This is a genomic window from Robinsoniella peoriensis (genome assembly GCF_000797495.1).
Taxonomy (GTDB): Bacteria; Bacillota; Clostridia; order Lachnospirales; family Lachnospiraceae; genus Robinsoniella; species Robinsoniella peoriensis.
This window is the reverse complement of the sequence record NZ_JTGN01000005.1, coordinates 440,662-460,468: the sequence shown is the minus strand read 5'-3', so window position 1 is coordinate 460,468 and position 19,807 is coordinate 440,662. Positions and strand designations below refer to the sequence as shown.

The window sequence follows — 19,807 nt, the reverse complement described above, 5'->3', positions numbered from 1 at the left end:
GACGAATTAGTTTGGTGTGAGATCCAATAACGAATAGTTTGGTGTGCAATCCAATAACGAATTAGTCTGATATGAAATCCAATAACGAATTAGTCTGATATGAAATCCAATAACGAATTAGATAGGAACCAATAACAAATTAGTTTGTGTATGAGATCCAATAACGAATTGATTTATGTATGAGGTCTACCGGTAGATACCATAGTTGTGGACAGCGTCAGTCATTGCGGCAACATTTTCGATTTTTGCAGGACCTATGGCGTTAAACGGAAGGGTAAATATGAACCCGGACGCAGTTTTCATTTCGTCTAAAAGTTCTTTTACCCGTGTATCAACTTCTTTAACAGTGCCACCAATTAAAAGCGCCGGTGATATACCGCCTGCGATACACATGTGCTCTCCAATGACTTGTTTTGCCTTTATAGGGTCTGTCCGGTCAAACCAGGCAATTGCTTTACCGGCCGGCAGTTCAAGAAGTGTATCCAACAAATGGTCATAACTGCCCTGCAGAGAAAGGAGTGGTGTAAAATCTGCTTTGATGAGTTCTTCACAAATGTACTTGAGATATGGCCAATGAAATTCACGGAACTGTTTTTCTGACAGGAAGCTGTTATACCAGACCGGACAGAATACCCTCCTGGAGCCCGTCAGCTGATATGAAATCTCTCCCGTAGCTTTTCCAACAGCCAATAGTACCGGAGCCAGAGCCGCACAAATCTTATGAACCTTATCCGGAACACGCCGGAGATCATAAATAACCTGATCAAAATCTCTGAGAAATGCTCCAAGTGCATCCAGTGGATTTGGATTAAGTGCCATATACCATGGCGGGCAGTTTACGTCTTTCATTTCCTGAGTAAAGGTTTGTAAATCCCCCAATGCAGGACCCAGCTTCATGCCAAATTTTATGAGGGCAGTTGTTGATTCACTGCTGCCAGGTCTGCTTAATGAGCCATATACCCGTGGAACTACCTTATTATTAAGGAAGCCAAAAGGATCGTCAATAAATTCGTCATATTCTTCAACGCTCATGACCGGACTTTTGATTTTAAATTGTGATTCCACATAGGGTGGAACCTCTCTGCCGGGTTGGGATGAATAATTGTCTTTTAGAATGTCATGTGCAAATCCGCCGCCCAGAACAGAAGCAGCTGCTGCATTTACCGCAGTTTCCGGATCTGTTCCTGCAAGTGCCAAACCCAGTGTCACAGACTCAAATGAGCGAAGCATACATGCTGCATCCCAATTGAAATCCTTTGCAAACTTAGTTGAGGCCTTCATGTACTTATCCTGGTCATAATACATGTCTTCATATGAGATACCAGAATATTTTGCTGGAAAATACAGTGTTGCCGCTCCGATTGGTACACGGTCGACCTTTTCTAATCTGGTGCACCGGTCCAATCGCTCTAATTTTTCACTGTAACTGCTTGCTTCCATGCTTTTCATTAGATTCCCTCCATTTCATTGTGGGCAGAAGAATGATTAAAGTTTTATACCTTATAAATTAATAGTATATTATATGGAAAAACATGTCAATGTCTAATTTAAATAGTTTTAAAAAAGTATTTCATACACTATTTAAATTTATAATATATTATAAACTGTATAAAATATAATAAATATATAATATAAATACAATATAAACTGTATAATTAAAATATGTAATATTATGTAAAATATATAAAACTGTGTGTAAACTAAAAATTATCAATAAATGTTTGACATTATTCGCTATTGTATTTTTCTTAAATGATAAACTGTGAAGCCTGGGCAGTGGTTATGGTTTCTCTGCTGCAATGTTTGTGAAAGTGATCTTATTGTAACCAACTGAACGGATTAAACTTTTCTTGACAGTAAGAGAAAGCTTTTATATACTTTTAGTAAATAAACCACAAGGAGGGACCTATGGACAACGCCGTATCAGACGCTGCCTTTTGGATCATATTCATATGGGTCAACCACAAATAAATAATCAGGCATGGCTTGTAAGGGAAGATACAGGCTATGCCTTTTTGCGTTCCCATTGGGCATCTACTAAAAAACGTGGAATGAAAAAGGAGGAAATCAGTGGAGATTGTAATTCGCACTATGGAGCAGGAAGAAGCCAAAGAGGTGAAAAAAATTGGCAAGCGGGCATTTAATTTTATTGAAGGAATGTTTGTAAGTGAACCAAAACATGCATTAGTAGCAGTAGTTGATGGAAAAATTACAGGAGCCATTATCTACAAAATTACTGAAGTCCAGGGGAAGAGAACGGGGTACTTTGAATATGCATTTGTAGACCCGGATTATCATGGGAGAGGAATTGGCAGAAAATTGTACCAGGCAACCACGAATCATCTTTGGGAGCAGGGATGTGACTCTCAGGCAGCATTAGTAAAGGATGACAATGTCGGTTCCTGGAGTTTATTTCTGAAAAATGGATTTTCCAGGGTTGGATTGCCGGAAATGTTCCGGCATCTGGGGGTTTTGGGTGTCTTGTCCCAGTTTATTCGAAATTTATTCTGGCTGGCTATCGGGATGGATTTTTATCTGGCAGTGCGCAATGAGACACTGGAAAGTAAAGACAGCACCGGCAGACAGATTGGGGCATATCTTCTGATCAATGTTTTGCTGATTCTTTTAACTTTGTACCGCATAAAAGAACCCATGATATTTCTGGGGGTCTATGCAGGAATCCTGGCTGGCAGAATCGCCGTGGGCAGAATAATGGCCATGTCCAGTAAGAGGGAATGGCAGTTTCGTATGAATAATGGAGGAGCAGGTGTTGCTGCAATCGTAAATTTTTTTAGCGGAGTATTTCCAATGAGCGGCAACTGGTATCCCCGGGACTACGAAAACACGAACGAATTCCGCAGGGATTTGGGAATGGTGGCTTTAGCAGAATGGTTGTTTATGATTGTATTAACGGGAGTATCTATGATATTTCAATCTTCTCATTTGATTTTTCACTATGCCTCATGGATTGGAGAAATACTTTTGATCTATCGTATCCTGGCATTTTATCCCTTTGAAGCTTATGGCGGAAGCAGGGTCTTTTGCTGGAACAGATGGTTATATTGTGCAATGGCGCTGATATCGGTTCTGCTTATTGCTTTTATGCAGCTTTAATGGGTGTTGTGAAGTGTCGTTTAAGTGAATTTAAATGTCATATAAGTGTATGTTTCCCTAAAGTATTGCTTTTATAGTAAAATAGCTTAAAATAGAAAATAAGTATTATAGAGTGTTTGAAATTCATTCCCGCCATCTGCACGTCCTACTTTGCGGCATATTTGCCCCGAACTCAGGTTACGTAGCCCGCTACGCGCCCTTCATCCGGGACAAATCACCCACAAAGTGTGATGCACAGCTGCCAGAAAGCAATTCTAATACACGCTCTAGACCTATACTTTCAGCCATGTTCTAATTTTGAAGAAAAAAATTATAATCCTGAATTCTATACTGATTGTAAATGGAATAAATGTTTAGAGGAAGGAGACAAAAGTGGAATTTAAACGGGAAACATTACAGGAGCTTCAGTCTAAGTTAAGGGAGATGTCTGCCTTGACAAAGAATGTTCCATGTGGACTTCACCAATGTAAGGATGATGAGGAACTGACGATAATTAATATGAGTGACAGTTTTTTCGAGATGTTCGGATATAGCAGGAACGATATTGAGGAAAGATTTCAGAATCGATTTGCAAGAATGATATATAAAGAAGACCGGGACGCTGTGTTTGAATCAATGAAACACCAGCTGGCATTTAAAAATGATCTGGAGTTGGAGTACCGGATACCAATTAAGGATGGCGGTCTGGTGTGGATACTGGATAAAGGGAGGCTTGCTGTAGGAGAAGATGGACAACGGACATTATATTGTGTTATGTTGGACATAACAGAACAGAGGAAGCAGAGGGAAGCCCTGCGGCTTTCTTTAGAGCGGCATCAGGTTATTATGGATCAGGGGACGGATATTATCTTTGAATGGGATATGGATGCGGATAGTCTGACTTTTTCCAAGAACTGGAGTAAGAAGTTTGGCTATACTGCCATAAGGGAAGGCATTAGCAGTAGGATTCCCCAGTCACCGAATATACATCCGGATGATATGGCTGCGTTTATTGCAATTATGACGGACACTGCAGCGGGTGTTCCTTATTCAGAAACAGAATTTCGCATAAAAAATGCAAAGGGCAGATTCACCTGGTGCCGTATTCGGGCTACTACACAATATGACAATAATAAAAGACCTGTAAGGGCAGTCGGCGTGATCGTAGATATAGAGGAAGAGAAGAGAGAACGGCAGGAGCTGATAATTAAAGCCCAGAACGACTGTCTAACGGGGCTTTATAATAAGGCGGTATCCCAGAAGAAAATGGAAGAGTATCTGGAGTGGAAGGATTGCGAAAAGGGTGCGTTATTTCTAATTGATGTGGATGACTTTAAATATGTCAATGATCAGTTTGGTCACTTGTGTGGGGATAAGACGTTATCAAAGATCGCTTCAATGATGAAAAATAAATTTCGTTTTACGGATGTGCTAGGCAGAGTTGGGGGAGATGAGTTTCTTGCATTTCTTCCGGGGTTGTCAGATCAGTTAGCAGCTGAACTGGCAGATAAAATTTTAATAGGAATCAAAGAAATTTCTTTCGAAGAGTATGATATTCATTTGAGCTGCAGTATAGGAATTGCATTTTATCCAAAAGACGGCAGGGATTTTTATAGCCTCTTCAGCCATGCTGATCAGGCGCTTTATTATGTGAAAAATACAGGCAAAGGCAGTTATGCCGTCTATAATCCATCGATGCATGAATATAGGGTATCATTAGATGAACATACCTGGTCATGAGATGACATGGCCCAGGATGAAGTAGTTTCTGTTAATGCGGTCCATTAATCAGCCCATATAAATGACTACCAAAGGTGTAAAGGTAAGGAAAATAATATATTCAGCCATTAGGAGAATCCTCTGTATATGATCCTGATGGCTTCTCTTTGCAAATATTTCAAATTTGAAAGTTTCAAGATTATTTCAAGAATTTGATCTCTGTTTGACATCAGGATTACCTTAAGATACAATTATTCTGCAGCTATTAGGTTTTTTGCTATTTGTTATGGCCTGTTATGACACCTTGGGAGGGATAAAATGATTAAGATTGCTATCTGTGATGATGATGAGGTAGAATTACATCGGCTGAATGTTATAGTGCAGCAGATAATAAAATTATATTCGGAAACGGAAATTTCAATTGCCGTATTTCATACTGCTAATAGTCTATTGAATGCGATTCGTTACGAGAATTTCGAAATTTATTTGATGGATATTATCATGCCGGAAAGAAATGGTATAGAGATGGGACAGCTCATAAGGCAGAGAGATGAACAGGCTGTTATTATTTATCTGTCAAATTCACCGGATTTTGCAGTTCAGTCTTATACGGTACATGCCTATTATTATTTGTTAAAACCAGTGAAATACGAAGAACTGTACCTGGTTTTACAGAAAGTATTGAAACGTTACGAGCGGTTTAACACTAGTGTCTATATAAAAACAAGTAATGGCATGGTTACAGTCAGTAAGAGTTCCATTATCTATATTGAGTATCATTATCATTATTTATCCTATTATCTGGAGAATGGAGAAGTAATTGACAGTGTTATTTTTCGGGAGTCTTTTGGTCAGAAAATGCAGGATCTGTTAAAAGATTTCCGTTTTACTAAGGTTTCCTCGTCCGTAATCGTTAACATGTTATTTGTCAATAAAATTTCAAAGAAAGGTTTTACTCTGATTAATAAAAAAGAGCTGAGAATTACGCGAACTTATCAAAGTGCCAGAAAAAGCTATATGGAGTTTTTATTCAAAGAAGCCCAGGAGAGTGATTTCTATTCTAATATTTAGTGATGACATTCTTTACAATCTCATTAAGGTTCTAATGACCACTTCAATGACTTTGGGATTAATGTTTACTTTAAACGAGGTATTGGGAGCAGAAGCATTCAGGCTTTTGTTAAGAAATATAATGGCAGTATTGATTATGATATTCAACCGGGGTTATTCCGGTTAAGATTGATATTATATTGAAATGTGAATATGCTAATTAGATAGCGTTATTATTTATTTTAATTGGGAGAACTGTGTAAGCTTTTATATTTTAGCTAACACAGTTTTTTATTTTTTAAAAATACCTCATAATTATTAATTATCTTGAAGATAATAGTCAAATAAAGATATACCAGAATTAAATAATATAAGGAAGACATTTTTAGGAGACAAAATATGAAACCAGAGAAAGTTTCGGAAGACGCGATCGTACTTTTTATAAGACAGTTACAAAAAGAGGAAAAAAGTGATTTAACGATACAGAAATATATGCGGGATATCAGAAGATTTCAAGTATTTCTTGCTGGAAATGAAATCAGAAAGGACCTTGTAATTGCTTACAAGAAATATCTAAAGGATAATTTTGCAGTAACCAGTGTTAATTCCATGATAGCGGCAGTGAATAAGTTCCTGCAGTTTTTTGGGCTAAATGATTTCTGTGTAAAGCAGCTAAAGGTACAAAAAAAGCCATACCGTTCTTCGGAGAAGGAACTGAATAAAGAAGAATATATACGCCTGCTGAATACAGCAAAGTCCATTAATAACGAAAGAATGTTTGTAATACTCCAAACGATAGCATCAACGGGTATTCGTATATCTGAATTGAAATATTTTAAGATCGAGGATATTAAACAGGGAGAGATTACGGTATCCAGCAAGAATAAGACCAGAATAATCCTGATACCCAAAAAGTTAAAAAAGATACTAATTCTTTTTTCAAAGAAATATGGGATTAAAAGCGGAGAAGTTTTCATTACGAAAGGCGGCAAATCACTCAATAGAAGTAATATCTGGGCAGACATGAAGAAATTATGTCAAAAAGCAGGTGTATCAAAAGAAAAAGTGTTCCCTCATAACCTGAGAAAGCTGTTTGCCAGATGCTTTTATGAATTAAAAAAAGATATTGCCAAGTTAGCAGATGTACTGGGTCATAGCAGTATAAATACGACACGTATCTACATTATGACATCGGGGTATGAACATCAGAGAGATATTGATAAACTGGGATTAATCCTATAGAAAATAAAAACTACATAATTACCATTATGTAGTATCAGACATTTATAAATTACATAACTATTTTTTACGATTGGTATTATATTAGCACTATTTTGATAAAAATGCAAATACATAATAGAAAAAAAGTCGAATTTTAATCAGTTACTTAATTTTGAACATTCAAACAAGTCTTTTGCATTAAAAATTGTAAAAGACTTTTCTTTTCATATCTTAAATTTTCCTATTGACTCAGATTAATTTCACATATTGCATATAAAACACAAAATGATCCCTTTTCTCTGGTTCTGATACTACATAATGGTAATTATGTAATAGGGAAAACGGTAAGGAACCGCGTTCTTGGAAATGTAAAAAGTTGTACCACATATATGGTGAGGCGTTGCTAAAAAAGAAAGGATGCAGAGAAAAAAGAAAATGAACAAGACGAGTAAGCGCCAGTATACGCGCCTTGATTGGGATGTATGGTATGAACTGGCAAAGGAATATTATGAGACAAACCATCACTTAAGAATACCGGTAAAATACAGAACAAACAATGATCTTTTGCTTGGGCGGTGGATTGAGCGGCAAAGAGCTGCGTATCATGAAAAGGGTGTTTACCAGATTGATGAAAGAAGAATATATCTGTTGAATCAGATTGAAATGGAATGGACGCTGGGGATACGCACACAGTGGGAGATCTGGTATCAGTATTGTGTCCAGTATTATGAGGAGTACAAAAATATAGATATTCCAAAGGGATATTTGGTCAGGCATCTGCCATTGGGCGAATGGATCAGTTATCAAAGGAAACGTTACAAGCAAAACAAACTGCGTCCGGAGGAAACAGATAAATTAGAACGGCTGGGTATTAACTGGCAGATCCGTACAAGAAGGGAATGGGATGAATGGTATGAGCAGGCAAGCTGCTACTATAAGACCTATGGGAATCTGGAAGTACCTTTTAATTATGTAACGGAATCCGGATATAAATTAGGAATATGGATCAATGTTCAACGGGAAAAATACAGAGGGACCAGGAAAAATAAACTGGAGGAAAGTGAAGTCTTCAAATTGAATCAGATTGGAATGCTCTGGGGAATTCGAAGTGAAAGGCATTTAGAGAAAAGTACAATTTTACAAAAAAGCAGTTAAATATAAAAATAAGGTAGAAAAAGAGTTAATTATGTACCAGAAAAATTTAAATAATTGGATGAAACACCTTGATTTTATCATTATTGATCTGATTTGTGTGGAAGCAGCCTTAATGATTGCCTTTATGATTAGATATGGAGTTCAAACTTTTTACTTAAGAGATATTTATTTAGGTTGGTCAGTCATTTTTATCTTTATTGATGGATTGATCGCTCTTGCATTTGGGAGCTATCAGGATATTTTAAAAAGAGGTATTGGAAAAGAAGTAAAGGAAACGATCCACCATACGTCCTGTGTGATGATTTGTTTCTTGCTGTATCTGTATCTTGCAAAAACCATGAATATGTATTCGCGTTCCGTTTATGTAACTATGTGGGCTTTCTTTACCCTGTTGAGTTTTTGTTTCCGATGCGTCAGAAAGAAGACTTTAAAAAGCGGAAGCTTATTTTTAGTGAGCCAGGGAAAAAGAAATCTGATTCTGATAACAGATAAAAAAAGTGTCAGGAAAATGATCCTGGATTTCCAAACCCGTAGTTTTGGGAACTTCTGCATTATGGGCGTCATTGTTATGGATGAAGACATGCGGGGAGAGAAGATTCTGGATATTCCGGTACTGGCTGACCGCAGCAATGCTTTGGACTATATGAAAAATGAATGTATTGATGAAGTATTTTTTTCATTACCGGAGCTGGACCCTATTTACAAGCCGCTGATAGATGGATGTACGGAAATGGGACTTACAATACATATTAATTTAATTCATATTCCGGAACTAAAAACCAATCAGTTTGTGGAAAACATTGTGGGATATACGGTGCTTTCCAGTTCCGTGAATCTGGTGACAACCGGGCAGCTGTTCTGGAAGCGGTTACTGGATATCTGCGGCGGGCTGGTGGGGTGCTTTATGACACTGGTAATAGGTTTGGCTGTGGGACCGCTTATCTACTTTAAGTCGCCGGGACCGATCTTTTTTTCACAGGTAAGAATCGGAAAAAACGGACGTCGTTTTCATATATATAAATTCCGCTCCATGTATCTGGATGCAGAGAAAAGAAAAAAAGAGCTGATGGAGCAAAACAATATCGAAGACGGGCTGATGTTTAAGATGGACAATGATCCCAGAATTATTAAAGGGATCGGAGACTTTATACGAAAATCTTCCATAGATGAGCTTCCGCAGTTCTGGAATGTATTGAAAGGTGAGATGAGTCTTGTTGGAACCAGGCCTCCTACCCTGGATGAATGGGAAAAATATCAGTTCCACCATAGAAAAAGAATAGCCATTAAGCCGGGGATTACGGGGCTATGGCAGGTAAGCGGCAGGAGCAACATCACAAACTTTGAAGAAATAGTCAAGCTGGATGTCAGTTATATCATGAACTGGTCCATTTTTTTAGATGTCAAAATCCTTTTGAAAACAGTTTGGGTGGTTTTAAAAAGGGAAGGTTCTTCCTGAAGATTGGAAAACGAAGGATTTAAATGATGAAATGATTATGAAATGGAGATGAAAATACGAGATGAAACCAAAGGTTACGAATGATAATAGGAATAAGAAAAAAGTACAGCATGTATTTATCATCGGTTCAAAAGGGATTCCAGCAAAATATGGCGGATTTGAAACATTTGTAGAGAAGCTGACGAAGTTTAAAAAGTCAGATGAAGTAGAGTATCATGTTGCCTGTGCAGCAGAACCGGAAGATTACAATGCCCGGGAGGCCGAATTTTCTTATAATGGTGCTGACTGTTATACCATTAAGTGGAAGAAGATAGGTCCGGCAAGAGCTATCTTATATGATGCGGATGCCATGCGATGGGCGCTCCGCTACGTAAAAAAGCACCACGTCAGGCAGCCTGTTTTCTACATATTGGCATGCAGGATCGGAATATTTATCAGGCATTATAAAAAGAAGATAGAAGAAATAGGCGGACTTTTATATATTAATCCCGATGGTCATGAATTTCTGCGTAAAAAGTGGAGTCCAATTGTCAGAAGATATTGGAAATATTCGGAATCCTGTATGGTGAAGTATGCGGATCTTTTAATTTGTGACAGTAAAAATATCGAAAGTTATATCCGTTCGGAATACAGAGTTTACAGCCCCAATACCACTTATATTGCCTATGGTGCAGAAACCGGTAAATCTGTAATTTCCGACACAGATGAAAAACTGGTTCACTGGTATCAGGATAAAAAATTAAGACCAAAAGAGTATTATCTGGTGGTTGGCAGGTTTGTTCCTGAGAATAATTATGAAATCATGATTCGGGAGTTCATGAAGTCCGGGACAACAAAAGATTTCGCTCTAATAACGAATGTCAGCGAAAAATTTCTGGAGGAATTAAAGCAGAAAACAGGATTTGCAAAAGATCCAAGAATTAAATTTGCAGGCACAATGTATGATTCTGAAATCTTAAAGAAAATACGTGAAGATGCGTATGGATATTTTCACGGTCATGAAGTAGGAGGAACGAATCCAAGTCTGCTGGAAGCCCTCAGTGCAACGGATCTGAATCTTCTGCTGGACGTGGGATTTAACCGGGAAGTGGGAGAGGACGGCGCATTATACTGGAATAAAAAGGACGGAAATCTTGCGCGTTTAATTAATGAGGCAGATCAAATGTCACCTGCTCAGATTGCGGACATGGGAAAAACGGCAAAAAAGAGAATATCAGACTGGTACAACTGGGGATATATTGTAGATCAATATGAGAAACTGTTCCTTGGAAAAAATGAGAGGAGATAACACGAATATGAAAATATTGCTGGTTAACAAATTTCATTATATTAAGGGCGGATCGGAAACGTATTATTTTGGACTGGGTGAACTGCTCAAAGAAAAAGGTCATGAGGTTATTTATTTTTCCATGAAAGATGACCGGAATTTCCCTTGCGGGCAGGAAGGGTATTTTACTGAACATGTGGATTTTAACGGCAAAATGGACAAGATCCGCATGCTTCAAACCGGAATGAAAATATTATATTCCAGAGAGGCAAAAAAGAAAATCAGTGCTCTGATTCAAAAAGAGAAGCCGGATGTCGTTCACCTGAATCTGTTTCAAAGGCAGCTGACCCATTCAATAATTGATGCTGTGACAAAATATCATATCCCCATCGTCTATACAGCCCATGACCTGAATTGTATCTGCCCCAATTACATGATGCTGACCCACGGAAATATCTGTGAAGCATGCAAAAGCGGACATTATGGTGCATGTTTCCGCAATCAGTGCGTAAAGGATTCCAGCGTGAAAAGTCTCTTGTCTGCAGCAGAAGCGTACCTTTATAAATGGAAAAAGACGTATCAGAAAATTGATCTGTTTATAACACCCTCTGCTTTTTATAAACGCAAGATCGAAGAAGCTGCCATTACCGCTTCCCCGGTAATACATATGAAAAATTTCCTTCCTGCCAAAAGCGTATACCAGGCTGTGCAGGAAAATGACTCTTATTTTCTCTATTTCGGAAGGCTTAGCAAAGAAAAAGGAATCATGACAATGTTAAAAGCCTATCAGGAATCCGGTCTGGAAAATCCGCTGTATCTTGCCGGAAGCGGAGATTTAGAAGACGAAATTCAGCAGTATATCAGCTGTCATCAATTAAAAGAAAGAATCAGGCTGATGGGGTTTCTGTCAGGGGAGGTGCTGCAGCGTATCGTACAGAGAGCAAAATGCATCGTTCTTCCTTCGGAATGGTATGAAAATGGTCCATATACCATTATGGAAGCAATGGCACAGGGGAAACCGGTAATTGTCAGCAGCAACGGCGGTCTGCCGGAGATTGTAGAGAATGGGGAAACCGGATACATTGCCAGACCCAAAGACACTGCAAGTCTGGCGGAATGTATGAAGAAGATGGCAGGGCTTTCCCGGGAAGAGTACCGGATCATGGGGGAAAAAGCAGTGGCGAATGCAAAGAGAGATTTCGATGCAGACCAGTATCTGAAGAATTTGGTACAGTACTACGAGCAGGTAAGGAGATCATATGGCAAAAATAGGAGTAGTAACATTACATAAATCCATTAACTATGGTGGAGCTCTTCAGGCCGTGGCGCTGAATGAACATTTAAAAAAGCAGGGGCATGAGGTGGTTTTTTTGAATTATCAGAAATCATGGCCGATATATAACAGTCCGGTCAGATACCGGAAACTGCGGATACATTACTATGGCAATCATGGAGTTGTGACAAAATTCCGGATTTTAGCCGGAATGGGTAAAACTGCATTAAGCAATGTTTTTTATTTCAGACGGAAGAGGAAGCATGATGGCTTTCAAGATTTTGTCCATAAATATTTAGTGGTAACACCTTATTACCACTCTTACCGGGAGTTAAAAGACAATTATCCGGACTGTGATTATTATATCACTGGCAGCGATCAGGTATGGAACAATTATTATACCATGGACAAGTTTGACAAAGGTTATTTTTTAAGCTTTGTCGCGGAAAGCCACAAAAAAATAGCATACGGAGCCAGTATTGGCGGGGCAAGAGACGACACCTATATTAAAAAAATCATATCATTGACGAAAGATTTTAAGGCGGTATCGGTAAGGGAAAAAAGCCTGGAGGAACAGATGCACAGACTGGGTGCCGCTCAGGTTGTTACCGTACTGGATCCCACATTACTGTTAACAAAAGAACAATGGCTGGGATTTATAAAACCGTCTGATATAAAGGAACCCTATATCCTGATGTATGGGTTGGAATATTCACAGGAACTGGACCGGGCAGTTGAATGTTTGAGAGAAAAATACGGTTATAGTATTGTGGATATTTTTCCAGGGGTTACCAGATTGAAAAATATTAAATATGTGGATAAGTATTGTTCTCCGGAGGAATTTCTCAGATATATCAAAAATGCCAGTTATATCGTGACCAACTCGTTTCACGGAACGGTATTTTCCATTATATTTGAAAAACGGTTTTTAACCATTCCAAGAGTTCATCAGGAAAGTCGTATGTACGATCTGTTAGATTCGCTTAAACTTTCGAACAACCTGTGGGATATGCGAAAAGAAACGTATACTTTTGATAAAGACGGAATTGATTACCTGGCTGTAAAAAATAGATTAAAGGAATTGCAGAAGTTGTCTTTTCAATTTTTAGAGGGGGCACTCAATGCTTAGTTTAAAAAATACGACAGGACAAAACATAAAAACAGATGCCTGGAGTTTTTTTACAGTCTGTTGGATGCTTACTTTGCTGTCTTCTTCCATCGGAAGATATATGAATTACAGCTATGCCATGACTCTGATTGCTTTTATTGTTTATATCATCAGAAGCCGTCAGATCAATTTTAACTATATTAATATTCTCTGGGGAATATTAATTGGAATTTTTCCGCTTTTCAATTATCTGATACATACCCCGGACTTTTTACTTATTGATATTCTTGGGTATGTTGTTTCCCTGTCAGGCATATTTGCAGTTAACGAACCGGCAAGAAGGTTTGACGGCATTATTTTATATATGAAACTCCGGGCGTTGATTGAAGCTTTTTTTGTGATACTGCAGCAATTTGTTTATCCGGTGTATGTTAAATTTGCCTGGCGTATTCTTGGAACATGGAATTATGATGCCGGGGGAATGGCACTGAGTATTTCGCTGTCAGCGTACATCATTGTTTTTGGGATAGGTGCATTTTTATTCTGCAAAAATGGAAAGAACTCTGTTGGTTATATGCTGTCTGTTATTTTTTGTTTTACTGCACTTGTGTTCACGGACAAAAGAACCATCATGTTAATTGCACTTGTATTATGTATGTTAGTTTATTTTATCAATTGTAATCAGAAGATAAGAATGCGACGTATTCTATTATTACCGATTTTAGTGATTTTCCTTGCAGGATTTAGTATTTGGTTTTACAGAGCATATGGAAATGAAAATGCAATTGGCAGAATTATTGAAACTCTGGTCAATTTTTCGGAGCAAAAAGATATATCAAACAGCCGGAACGATATTCACGCTGTTGCGTGGAAATTGTGGGGAGAATCTGCATATACAAAGTTGTTTGGGATAGGATGGGGAGAGTTTAAGCAGAACTTTACCTTATTTAAAAATACATCTCAGGTGCACAATATATACTTACAATTACTTTGTGAGACAGGGATTACCGGCGTAGTTTGTTTTGTATCGGTACAGTTAATCTGTCTGTTCTCTTCTGTGCATCTGTTCATACGATTTTTTAGGGAGAACAGCAGCAGAAGAGATCTGATCGGATTTTCCATTACAGGCCAGTTCGTTTTTGGGGTATATGGATTTACCGGAAATCCACTGTACGACAGCACCTGTTACCTGATGTACTTTATGATGATCACAATTTTAATCGTAGTCAGGCGAAGCTACAGACTGGAGAGAAGACAGCAATGAAAATGGAAAGAACAAAAAATTTTGTCAGAAGTACTTTTTACGGGGTTATTAATACACTTGTTATGATGCTGCTTCCTTTTGTAATCCGAACGGTAATGCTTTATATTCTGGGCGAAGAATATATTGGGTTAAATAGCCTGTTTACTTCTATTTTTAGTGTTTTAAACTTTGCGGAATTAGGATTTGGCGGAGCCATTGTCTATTATATGTACAAACCGATTGCTTCCGGTGATGAAGACACGATTTGTTCGTTATTAAACCTGTTCCGCAAATTTTACTATTTTGTTGGCGCAGCGATGCTGCTGTTGGGAATAGCGATTATGCCATTTATGGAACACCTGATTCATGGTGCCTGGCCCCGGGATATTAATATATACGTTTTGTATCTGGTATTCCTCTTTAATGCGGTTTTCGGCTATTTTTTCTGGGGATATAAAGCATGTTTACTGGCTGCACATCAAAGAAATGATGTGTCAAGTAAAATATCTCTATTTGTATACGTGGGGATATATCTGGTGCAGGCAGCTGTTTTGATTTTATTTAAGAATTATTACATCTATGTAATATTAACGCCTGTTTGTACTATTTTGATAAATGTAATCACAGCGGTTGCCGTCAGAAAAATGTATCCGCGGTATTTTTGCAGGGGAAAGGTATCGGCTGATATCAGGTCGGGGATGAAACAGAAGCTTTTAGGATTAATTTGTTATCGTTTAGGCGGTACTGCTTTGGTTTCGGTAGATAATATAGTGATTTCCAGTTTTTTGGGACTTCTGATTCTGGGTAAATTCAACAATTATTATTATATCCTGTTTGCAGTAGGAAGTATGCTGACCATATTTCATAATTCATTGACTGCAGGCGTGGGAAACAGCCTGGAAACAGAGTCTTTGCAAAAGAATTACCAGGATTATAAAATGTTGATCTTTATTAATCACTGGCTGTGCGGATGGTGTGCCATCTGCCTGCTCTGTCTGTATCAGAGTTTTATGTGGTTATGGGTGGGACAAGACCGGCTGTTTGGAATGGATACGGTCATTTTATGCGTTTTGTATTTCTATATCAGCTATGTCAGGAAGATTGTAACAGTATACAGAGATGCGGCAGGCGTCTGGTATGAAGATCGGTTCAGACCCCCGGTTACCGTAATTTTGAATTTGATTTTAGATGTTGTACTGGTAAATATATTTGGAATCAATGGGATTTTATTTTCCACAATCTTCATATCCCTGTTTATATCTTATCCATGGGAGCTGAAGGTATTTTACAACATTGTTTTAAAAAGAAGTTCCATGGAGTACTATTGGGATTTATTGAAACAGCTGCTTATAACTGTGACAGCTGCCCTGTGTACTTACTTACTATGCCAATTGATTTCTACCCCGGGATCTGTAGTTTCATTCTTAGGGCAGGCGGGAATATGTCTGATCATACCAAATTTGCTGTATGTGATTGTATTCCGCAACAGACCGGAGTTTGGCAGAGTGACCGCTATTATGAAGAGAAAGCCATGGAAAAGACAGAAAGAGGAAGAAGAATATGAACATTGAACATATCTGGAAATGGACGGATAACCCGGTAATGGATTGGTCCGGAATTCCTTATGGTTTATTCGAAGCTATGAGAAAGCAGTCGGAAGCAGTCACAGACAGCGCTTACTGCCTGAAGAACAGGAGCAGGGAGCGGCTTTTCCTTTCCCGTGCTGCGAACAAACTTTTAAGACATTCAGATTACCGGTTAGATGATATTGCCTGGGGAGAAAAATGCCTGAATGAAAACCTGAAGGTTATTCCCCAAAACCGTTATTTTATGTATCGGGAATATGATACGAAAGTAACCGAAAATACATATATCTATATCGATTTATCAGATGATTACCTTTACCGGCTGTACCAGGCGCAAAGCCCGATTTTAAAATATACTGCGATGCCGCCGAACACTTCCGCCGAAGTCATGAAAGTGAGAAGGGATAAGGCAGTGGAGTTCTATAAAAAATGTAAAGGGATTTTTACTATGGGACAATGGCTTGTGGACGACCTGGTCAGCAACACGGGAGTAGATCCGGGGAAAGTCCATGCAATCGGCGGGGGATGCAATGTGGATATTTCCAGCATTGACCGCTCAAGAAAGCAGTCCAATAAGATCTTATTTGTAGGAAAAGAATTCCAGCGAAAAGGCGGAGAAGTGGTACTTGAGGCATTTCGGATATTAAAAAAGGAAAAGATGCCGGATGCAGAACTTTATATAGCAGGTCCTGAAACGTGGCCTTTGCCGGGAGAAATACCCGACGGAGTGAAGTATCTTGGATTGATGAGGCCTGAAAAGCTGGCGGAATATTATAATCTTTGTGATATTTTTGTTATGCCATCACGGTCAGAACCTTTTGGTATCGTTTTCGCAGAAGCATTGATCTTTGGGCTTCCCTGCATAGCCCGAAATGCATTTTCTATGAAAGAAATTATTACAGAGGGGAAAAACGGGTATCTCATTGATGAAGAGAACCCCCTGGATCTGGCTGGTAAAATGCACCGGCTGTTAAATAATGCAGAAATCAAAAATTACGTGACCAGTCATCAGGAAGAGTACATAAAGAAATATTCCTGGGATACCATTGCCGGGATTGTATTAGAAACCATTGAAAATGACAGGTGAGCAGCAGACAGGAAAATATCAAAAAGAATAATACATATAGAAGAAGTACAAATCTGAAAATTACTGAAATACGGAGGAACCGGTTATGAGAATTACCGTCATTGGGACAGGGTATGTGGGGCTGGTAACAGGGGCATGTCTGTCTGAAATGGGAAATGAAGTAGTATGCGTGGATACCAATGCAGTCAAAATTAAAAACCTGCAAAATGGAACCATTCCAATATATGAACCTGGATTAGAAGAAATTGTAGTCCGGAATTTAGAACTGGGGCACCTTAGTTTTACAACATCGCTGCAGGAAGCAATTCAAAAATCTAAAATCTGTTTTATTGCAGTTGGAACGCCAATGGGTGAAGATGGAAGTGCAGATTTGCAATACGTGCTTTCCGTGGCGGCATCCATTGGAAAATATATGGAGAACCACGTCTTTGTTATAGATAAATCTACAGTTCCGGTGGGAACGGCAGGAAAGGTACGGAAAAAAATCCAGGAAGAATTGGATAAACGATGTCTGGAATTGACATTTGATGTAATCTCCAATCCTGAATTTTTAAAAGAAGGTAATGCCATAGCAGATACCATGCGCCCGGACAGAATCGTTATAGGTGCAGATAATGAACATGCCTTTTCCATGATGAAAGAACTTTACAAGCATTATGTACTGAACACCAATAATTTTATCTGTATGGATATTGCCAGTGCAGAGATGACGAAATATGCAGCCAATTCCATGCTGGCGGCTAAAATAAGCTTTATGAACGAAATGGCTAATATCTGTGAACTGGTGGGTGCGGATGTGAATCATGTCAGGCTTGGGATCGGCAGTGATTCCAGGATCGGCTACAGTTTCATTTATCCCGGCTGCGGCTATGGCGGCTCCTGTTTTCCAAAGGATGTGCAGGCATTGATCCGCACAGCAGAAGAGTCCGGATATCAGGCATCCCTTTTAAAATCGGTAGAAGAGGTCAATTTTATGCAGAAAAAAGTCCTGGTACAGAAAGTGGCAGATTATTTTGGTGAAGATCTGAGTGATAAATGTTTTGGCGTATGGGGGCTGTCTTTTAAACCGGAGACAGATGATATGCGGGAAGCGGCATCCATTACCATTATTTCGGAACTGACAAAAAGAGGTGCGAAGATTAAGGCTTATGATCCAAAGGCGGAAAACGAAGCCCGAACCTGTTATCTGAAAGATAACTCCCATGTGGAATATGTGAAAAGCAAATACTCTGCACTAGTGGATGTGGATGCCATGCTGCTGATAACCGAGTGGAAAGAATTCCGCTCACCTGATTTTCAGGAGATGCTGAAGAGAATGAAAACTCCGGTTATTTTCGATGGCAGAAATCAGTATGAGAAGAAAGCGGTGGAAGAGCTTGGATTTACATATTATCAGATTGGGGTGGGGAAAAATTGATTTCATTTCTGTGGATTAAAGGAGCTATGGATTATGGAACAGTGTCTTTTTAGTATTATAATTCCGTGCTATAACGTGAGCGCCTATTTAAATGTATGCCTGGACAGTATTATCGAAAATCGATTCCGTAATTATGAAATAATATTGGTTAACGATGGATCGGATGATGACACTTCTGCTATATGTAAAGATTACGCGACAAGAGACAGGAGAATTATATATATAGAAAAAGAAAACGGTGGTGTCTCATCAGCACGAAATAAAGGCTTGGACCAAGCCAGGGGAAAATACATTTTATTTGCAGATCCTGATGACGAAATAGATAAAGATGCACTTAAGATATTATCATCCTTAATTGAACAAAAGGAGTCAGACCTTGTCTCATTTGGATATTATGCTGTATTTCCAGATGGGATAACAGAAAGTGTATTGCCAAAAGATAAGTATGAATACAATTCCAATAAATTGATAATGAAAAATTATTTTCCACGGTTAATAGGAATATCAAAACTAAGTATCAGCAGGTGGAATGGTAAAGGAGACATTGATCCGAAAAGAGAAAAAGGTATGGTCTGGAAGCATTTATTTCGAAAGGATATTATTGACAGACATCATATTCGTTTTGATGAAAAAATTATTCTGAATGAAGATTCAATGTTTATCTGTGAGTTTTGCATCCATGCCCGTTCCATGTGTTCTATTCATAAAGAGCTCTATTATTACTATATCAGAAATAGCGGTGCGCTTCTGAGAACTTTACAGGGAAGTAATTTACTGCAAAACAAAATAGCTCTGTCAGAAGCGAGAGAACGGATCCGGTCTGAGGTTATGGCTGAGATGTGCGTAGATATATTTGAATTATATTCCGGATCTAATGTTTTATCTATTATAGAATTGATGAATAATATTACAGAAAAAGAAAAGATAAAGAAGTCATATTATCTTTTAAATAAATATTTATCATTGCCATGTGTGGAAGAGGCAATTAAAAATCTGACAGTGCATGGTGGAGGATACAAATTAAAAATTATATTGATTTTATTGAAATGCAATATGAGTTTAGGAGTACTTTTCATCATTTATCTGTTAAAAAAAGTTGGAATTAACATTAATAAGTTTTATTGAAAGAAGG

18 protein-coding genes are annotated in these 19,807 nt (G+C 38.4%); 17 read left to right on the top strand and 1 reads right to left on the bottom strand.

The annotated features are described in order from the left end of the window. Positions 1-186: 186 nt before the first annotated feature. Positions 187-1,449, bottom strand: a complete 1,263-nt coding sequence (locus QR40_RS12835; protein WP_044295350.1) for a uroporphyrinogen decarboxylase family protein — start codon at positions 1,447-1,449, stop codon at positions 187-189. A gap of 401 nt (positions 1,450-1,850) precedes the next feature. Between QR40_RS12835 and QR40_RS31775 the strand changes: the two genes are divergently transcribed. The 17 genes from QR40_RS31775 (at position 1,851) to QR40_RS29830 (ending at position 19,800) form a co-directional block, all read left to right on the top strand. Continuing rightward, on the top strand, positions 1,851-2,144 hold the full coding sequence (locus QR40_RS31775) for a hypothetical protein (RefSeq protein WP_156042777.1): 294 nt from the start codon (positions 1,851-1,853) through the stop codon (positions 2,142-2,144). Continuing rightward, positions 2,071-3,114 (top strand): GNAT family N-acetyltransferase, encoded by a 1,044-nt coding sequence (locus QR40_RS12830; RefSeq protein ID WP_044295349.1) that lies wholly within the window; start codon positions 2,071-2,073, stop codon positions 3,112-3,114. Before QR40_RS31775 ends, QR40_RS12830 begins: the two co-directional genes overlap by 74 nt. 112 nt (positions 3,115-3,226) lie before the next feature. Further along, positions 3,227-3,409 (top strand): DUF6783 domain-containing protein, encoded by a 183-nt coding sequence (locus tag QR40_RS33180; RefSeq protein WP_081998891.1) that lies wholly within the window; start codon positions 3,227-3,229, stop codon positions 3,407-3,409. 77 nt (positions 3,410-3,486) lie between these two features. Beyond that, positions 3,487-4,833, top strand: coding sequence for a sensor domain-containing diguanylate cyclase (locus QR40_RS12825; RefSeq protein ID WP_052430836.1), 1,347 nt, complete (start codon positions 3,487-3,489; stop codon positions 4,831-4,833). A 297-nt stretch (positions 4,834-5,130) separates the two neighbouring features. Next, a complete protein-coding gene (locus QR40_RS12820; protein ID WP_044295339.1) occupies positions 5,131-5,883 on the top strand; it encodes a LytR/AlgR family response regulator transcription factor in 753 nt (250 codons plus the stop codon). Between the two features lie 34 nt (positions 5,884-5,917). Next, positions 5,918-6,049 carry a hypothetical protein gene (locus tag QR40_RS32570; protein WP_276325434.1) on the top strand — a complete coding sequence of 44 codons (132 nt, stop codon included), beginning with the start codon at positions 5,918-5,920 and terminating at the stop codon, positions 6,047-6,049. A 212-nt stretch (positions 6,050-6,261) separates the two neighbouring features. Continuing rightward, the gene (locus tag QR40_RS12815) at positions 6,262-7,104 is read left to right on the top strand and encodes a tyrosine-type recombinase/integrase (protein WP_044295337.1); all 843 of its coding nucleotides are present in this window, start codon (positions 6,262-6,264) and stop codon (positions 7,102-7,104) included. 414 nt (positions 7,105-7,518) lie between these two features. Then, on the top strand, positions 7,519-8,238 hold the full coding sequence (locus QR40_RS12810; protein ID WP_160295806.1) for a helicase associated domain-containing protein: 720 nt from the start codon (positions 7,519-7,521) through the stop codon (positions 8,236-8,238). 31 nt (positions 8,239-8,269) lie between these two features. After that, complete coding sequence (locus tag QR40_RS12805; protein ID WP_027292636.1) at positions 8,270-9,694, top strand: sugar transferase; 1,425 nt, start codon at positions 8,270-8,272, stop codon at positions 9,692-9,694. A 61-nt stretch (positions 9,695-9,755) separates the two neighbouring features. Continuing rightward, positions 9,756-10,982 carry a beta 1-4 rhamnosyltransferase Cps2T gene (cps2T, locus tag QR40_RS12800; RefSeq protein WP_044295332.1) on the top strand — a complete coding sequence of 409 codons (1,227 nt, stop codon included), beginning with the start codon at positions 9,756-9,758 and terminating at the stop codon, positions 10,980-10,982. Between the two features lie 7 nt (positions 10,983-10,989). Further along, positions 10,990-12,252 carry a glycosyltransferase gene (locus QR40_RS12795; protein WP_044295330.1) on the top strand — a complete coding sequence of 421 codons (1,263 nt, stop codon included), beginning with the start codon at positions 10,990-10,992 and terminating at the stop codon, positions 12,250-12,252. Then, the gene (locus QR40_RS12790) at positions 12,221-13,363 is read left to right on the top strand and encodes a polysaccharide pyruvyl transferase family protein (protein WP_044295327.1); all 1,143 of its coding nucleotides are present in this window, start codon (positions 12,221-12,223) and stop codon (positions 13,361-13,363) included. The genes QR40_RS12795 and QR40_RS12790 overlap by 32 nt, the downstream gene beginning before the upstream one ends. Continuing rightward, complete coding sequence (locus QR40_RS12785) at positions 13,356-14,606, top strand: O-antigen ligase family protein (protein WP_044295325.1); 1,251 nt, start codon at positions 13,356-13,358, stop codon at positions 14,604-14,606. The genes QR40_RS12790 and QR40_RS12785 overlap by 8 nt, the downstream gene beginning before the upstream one ends. A gap of 2 nt (positions 14,607-14,608) precedes the next feature. After that, positions 14,609-16,156, top strand: a complete 1,548-nt coding sequence (locus tag QR40_RS12780) for a lipopolysaccharide biosynthesis protein (RefSeq protein WP_152614210.1) — start codon at positions 14,609-14,611, stop codon at positions 16,154-16,156. Then, positions 16,146-17,258, top strand: a complete 1,113-nt coding sequence (locus QR40_RS12775) for a glycosyltransferase family 4 protein (RefSeq protein ID WP_052430835.1) — start codon at positions 16,146-16,148, stop codon at positions 17,256-17,258. The genes QR40_RS12780 and QR40_RS12775 overlap by 11 nt, the downstream gene beginning before the upstream one ends. Positions 17,259-17,343: 85 nt before the next feature. Continuing rightward, the gene (locus QR40_RS12770; RefSeq protein ID WP_044295323.1) at positions 17,344-18,675 is read left to right on the top strand and encodes a UDP-glucose dehydrogenase family protein; all 1,332 of its coding nucleotides are present in this window, start codon (positions 17,344-17,346) and stop codon (positions 18,673-18,675) included. A 33-nt stretch (positions 18,676-18,708) separates the two neighbouring features. Then, on the top strand, positions 18,709-19,800 hold the full coding sequence (locus QR40_RS29830; RefSeq protein ID WP_027292642.1) for a glycosyltransferase: 1,092 nt from the start codon (positions 18,709-18,711) through the stop codon (positions 19,798-19,800). Positions 19,801-19,807 lie beyond the last annotated feature (7 nt).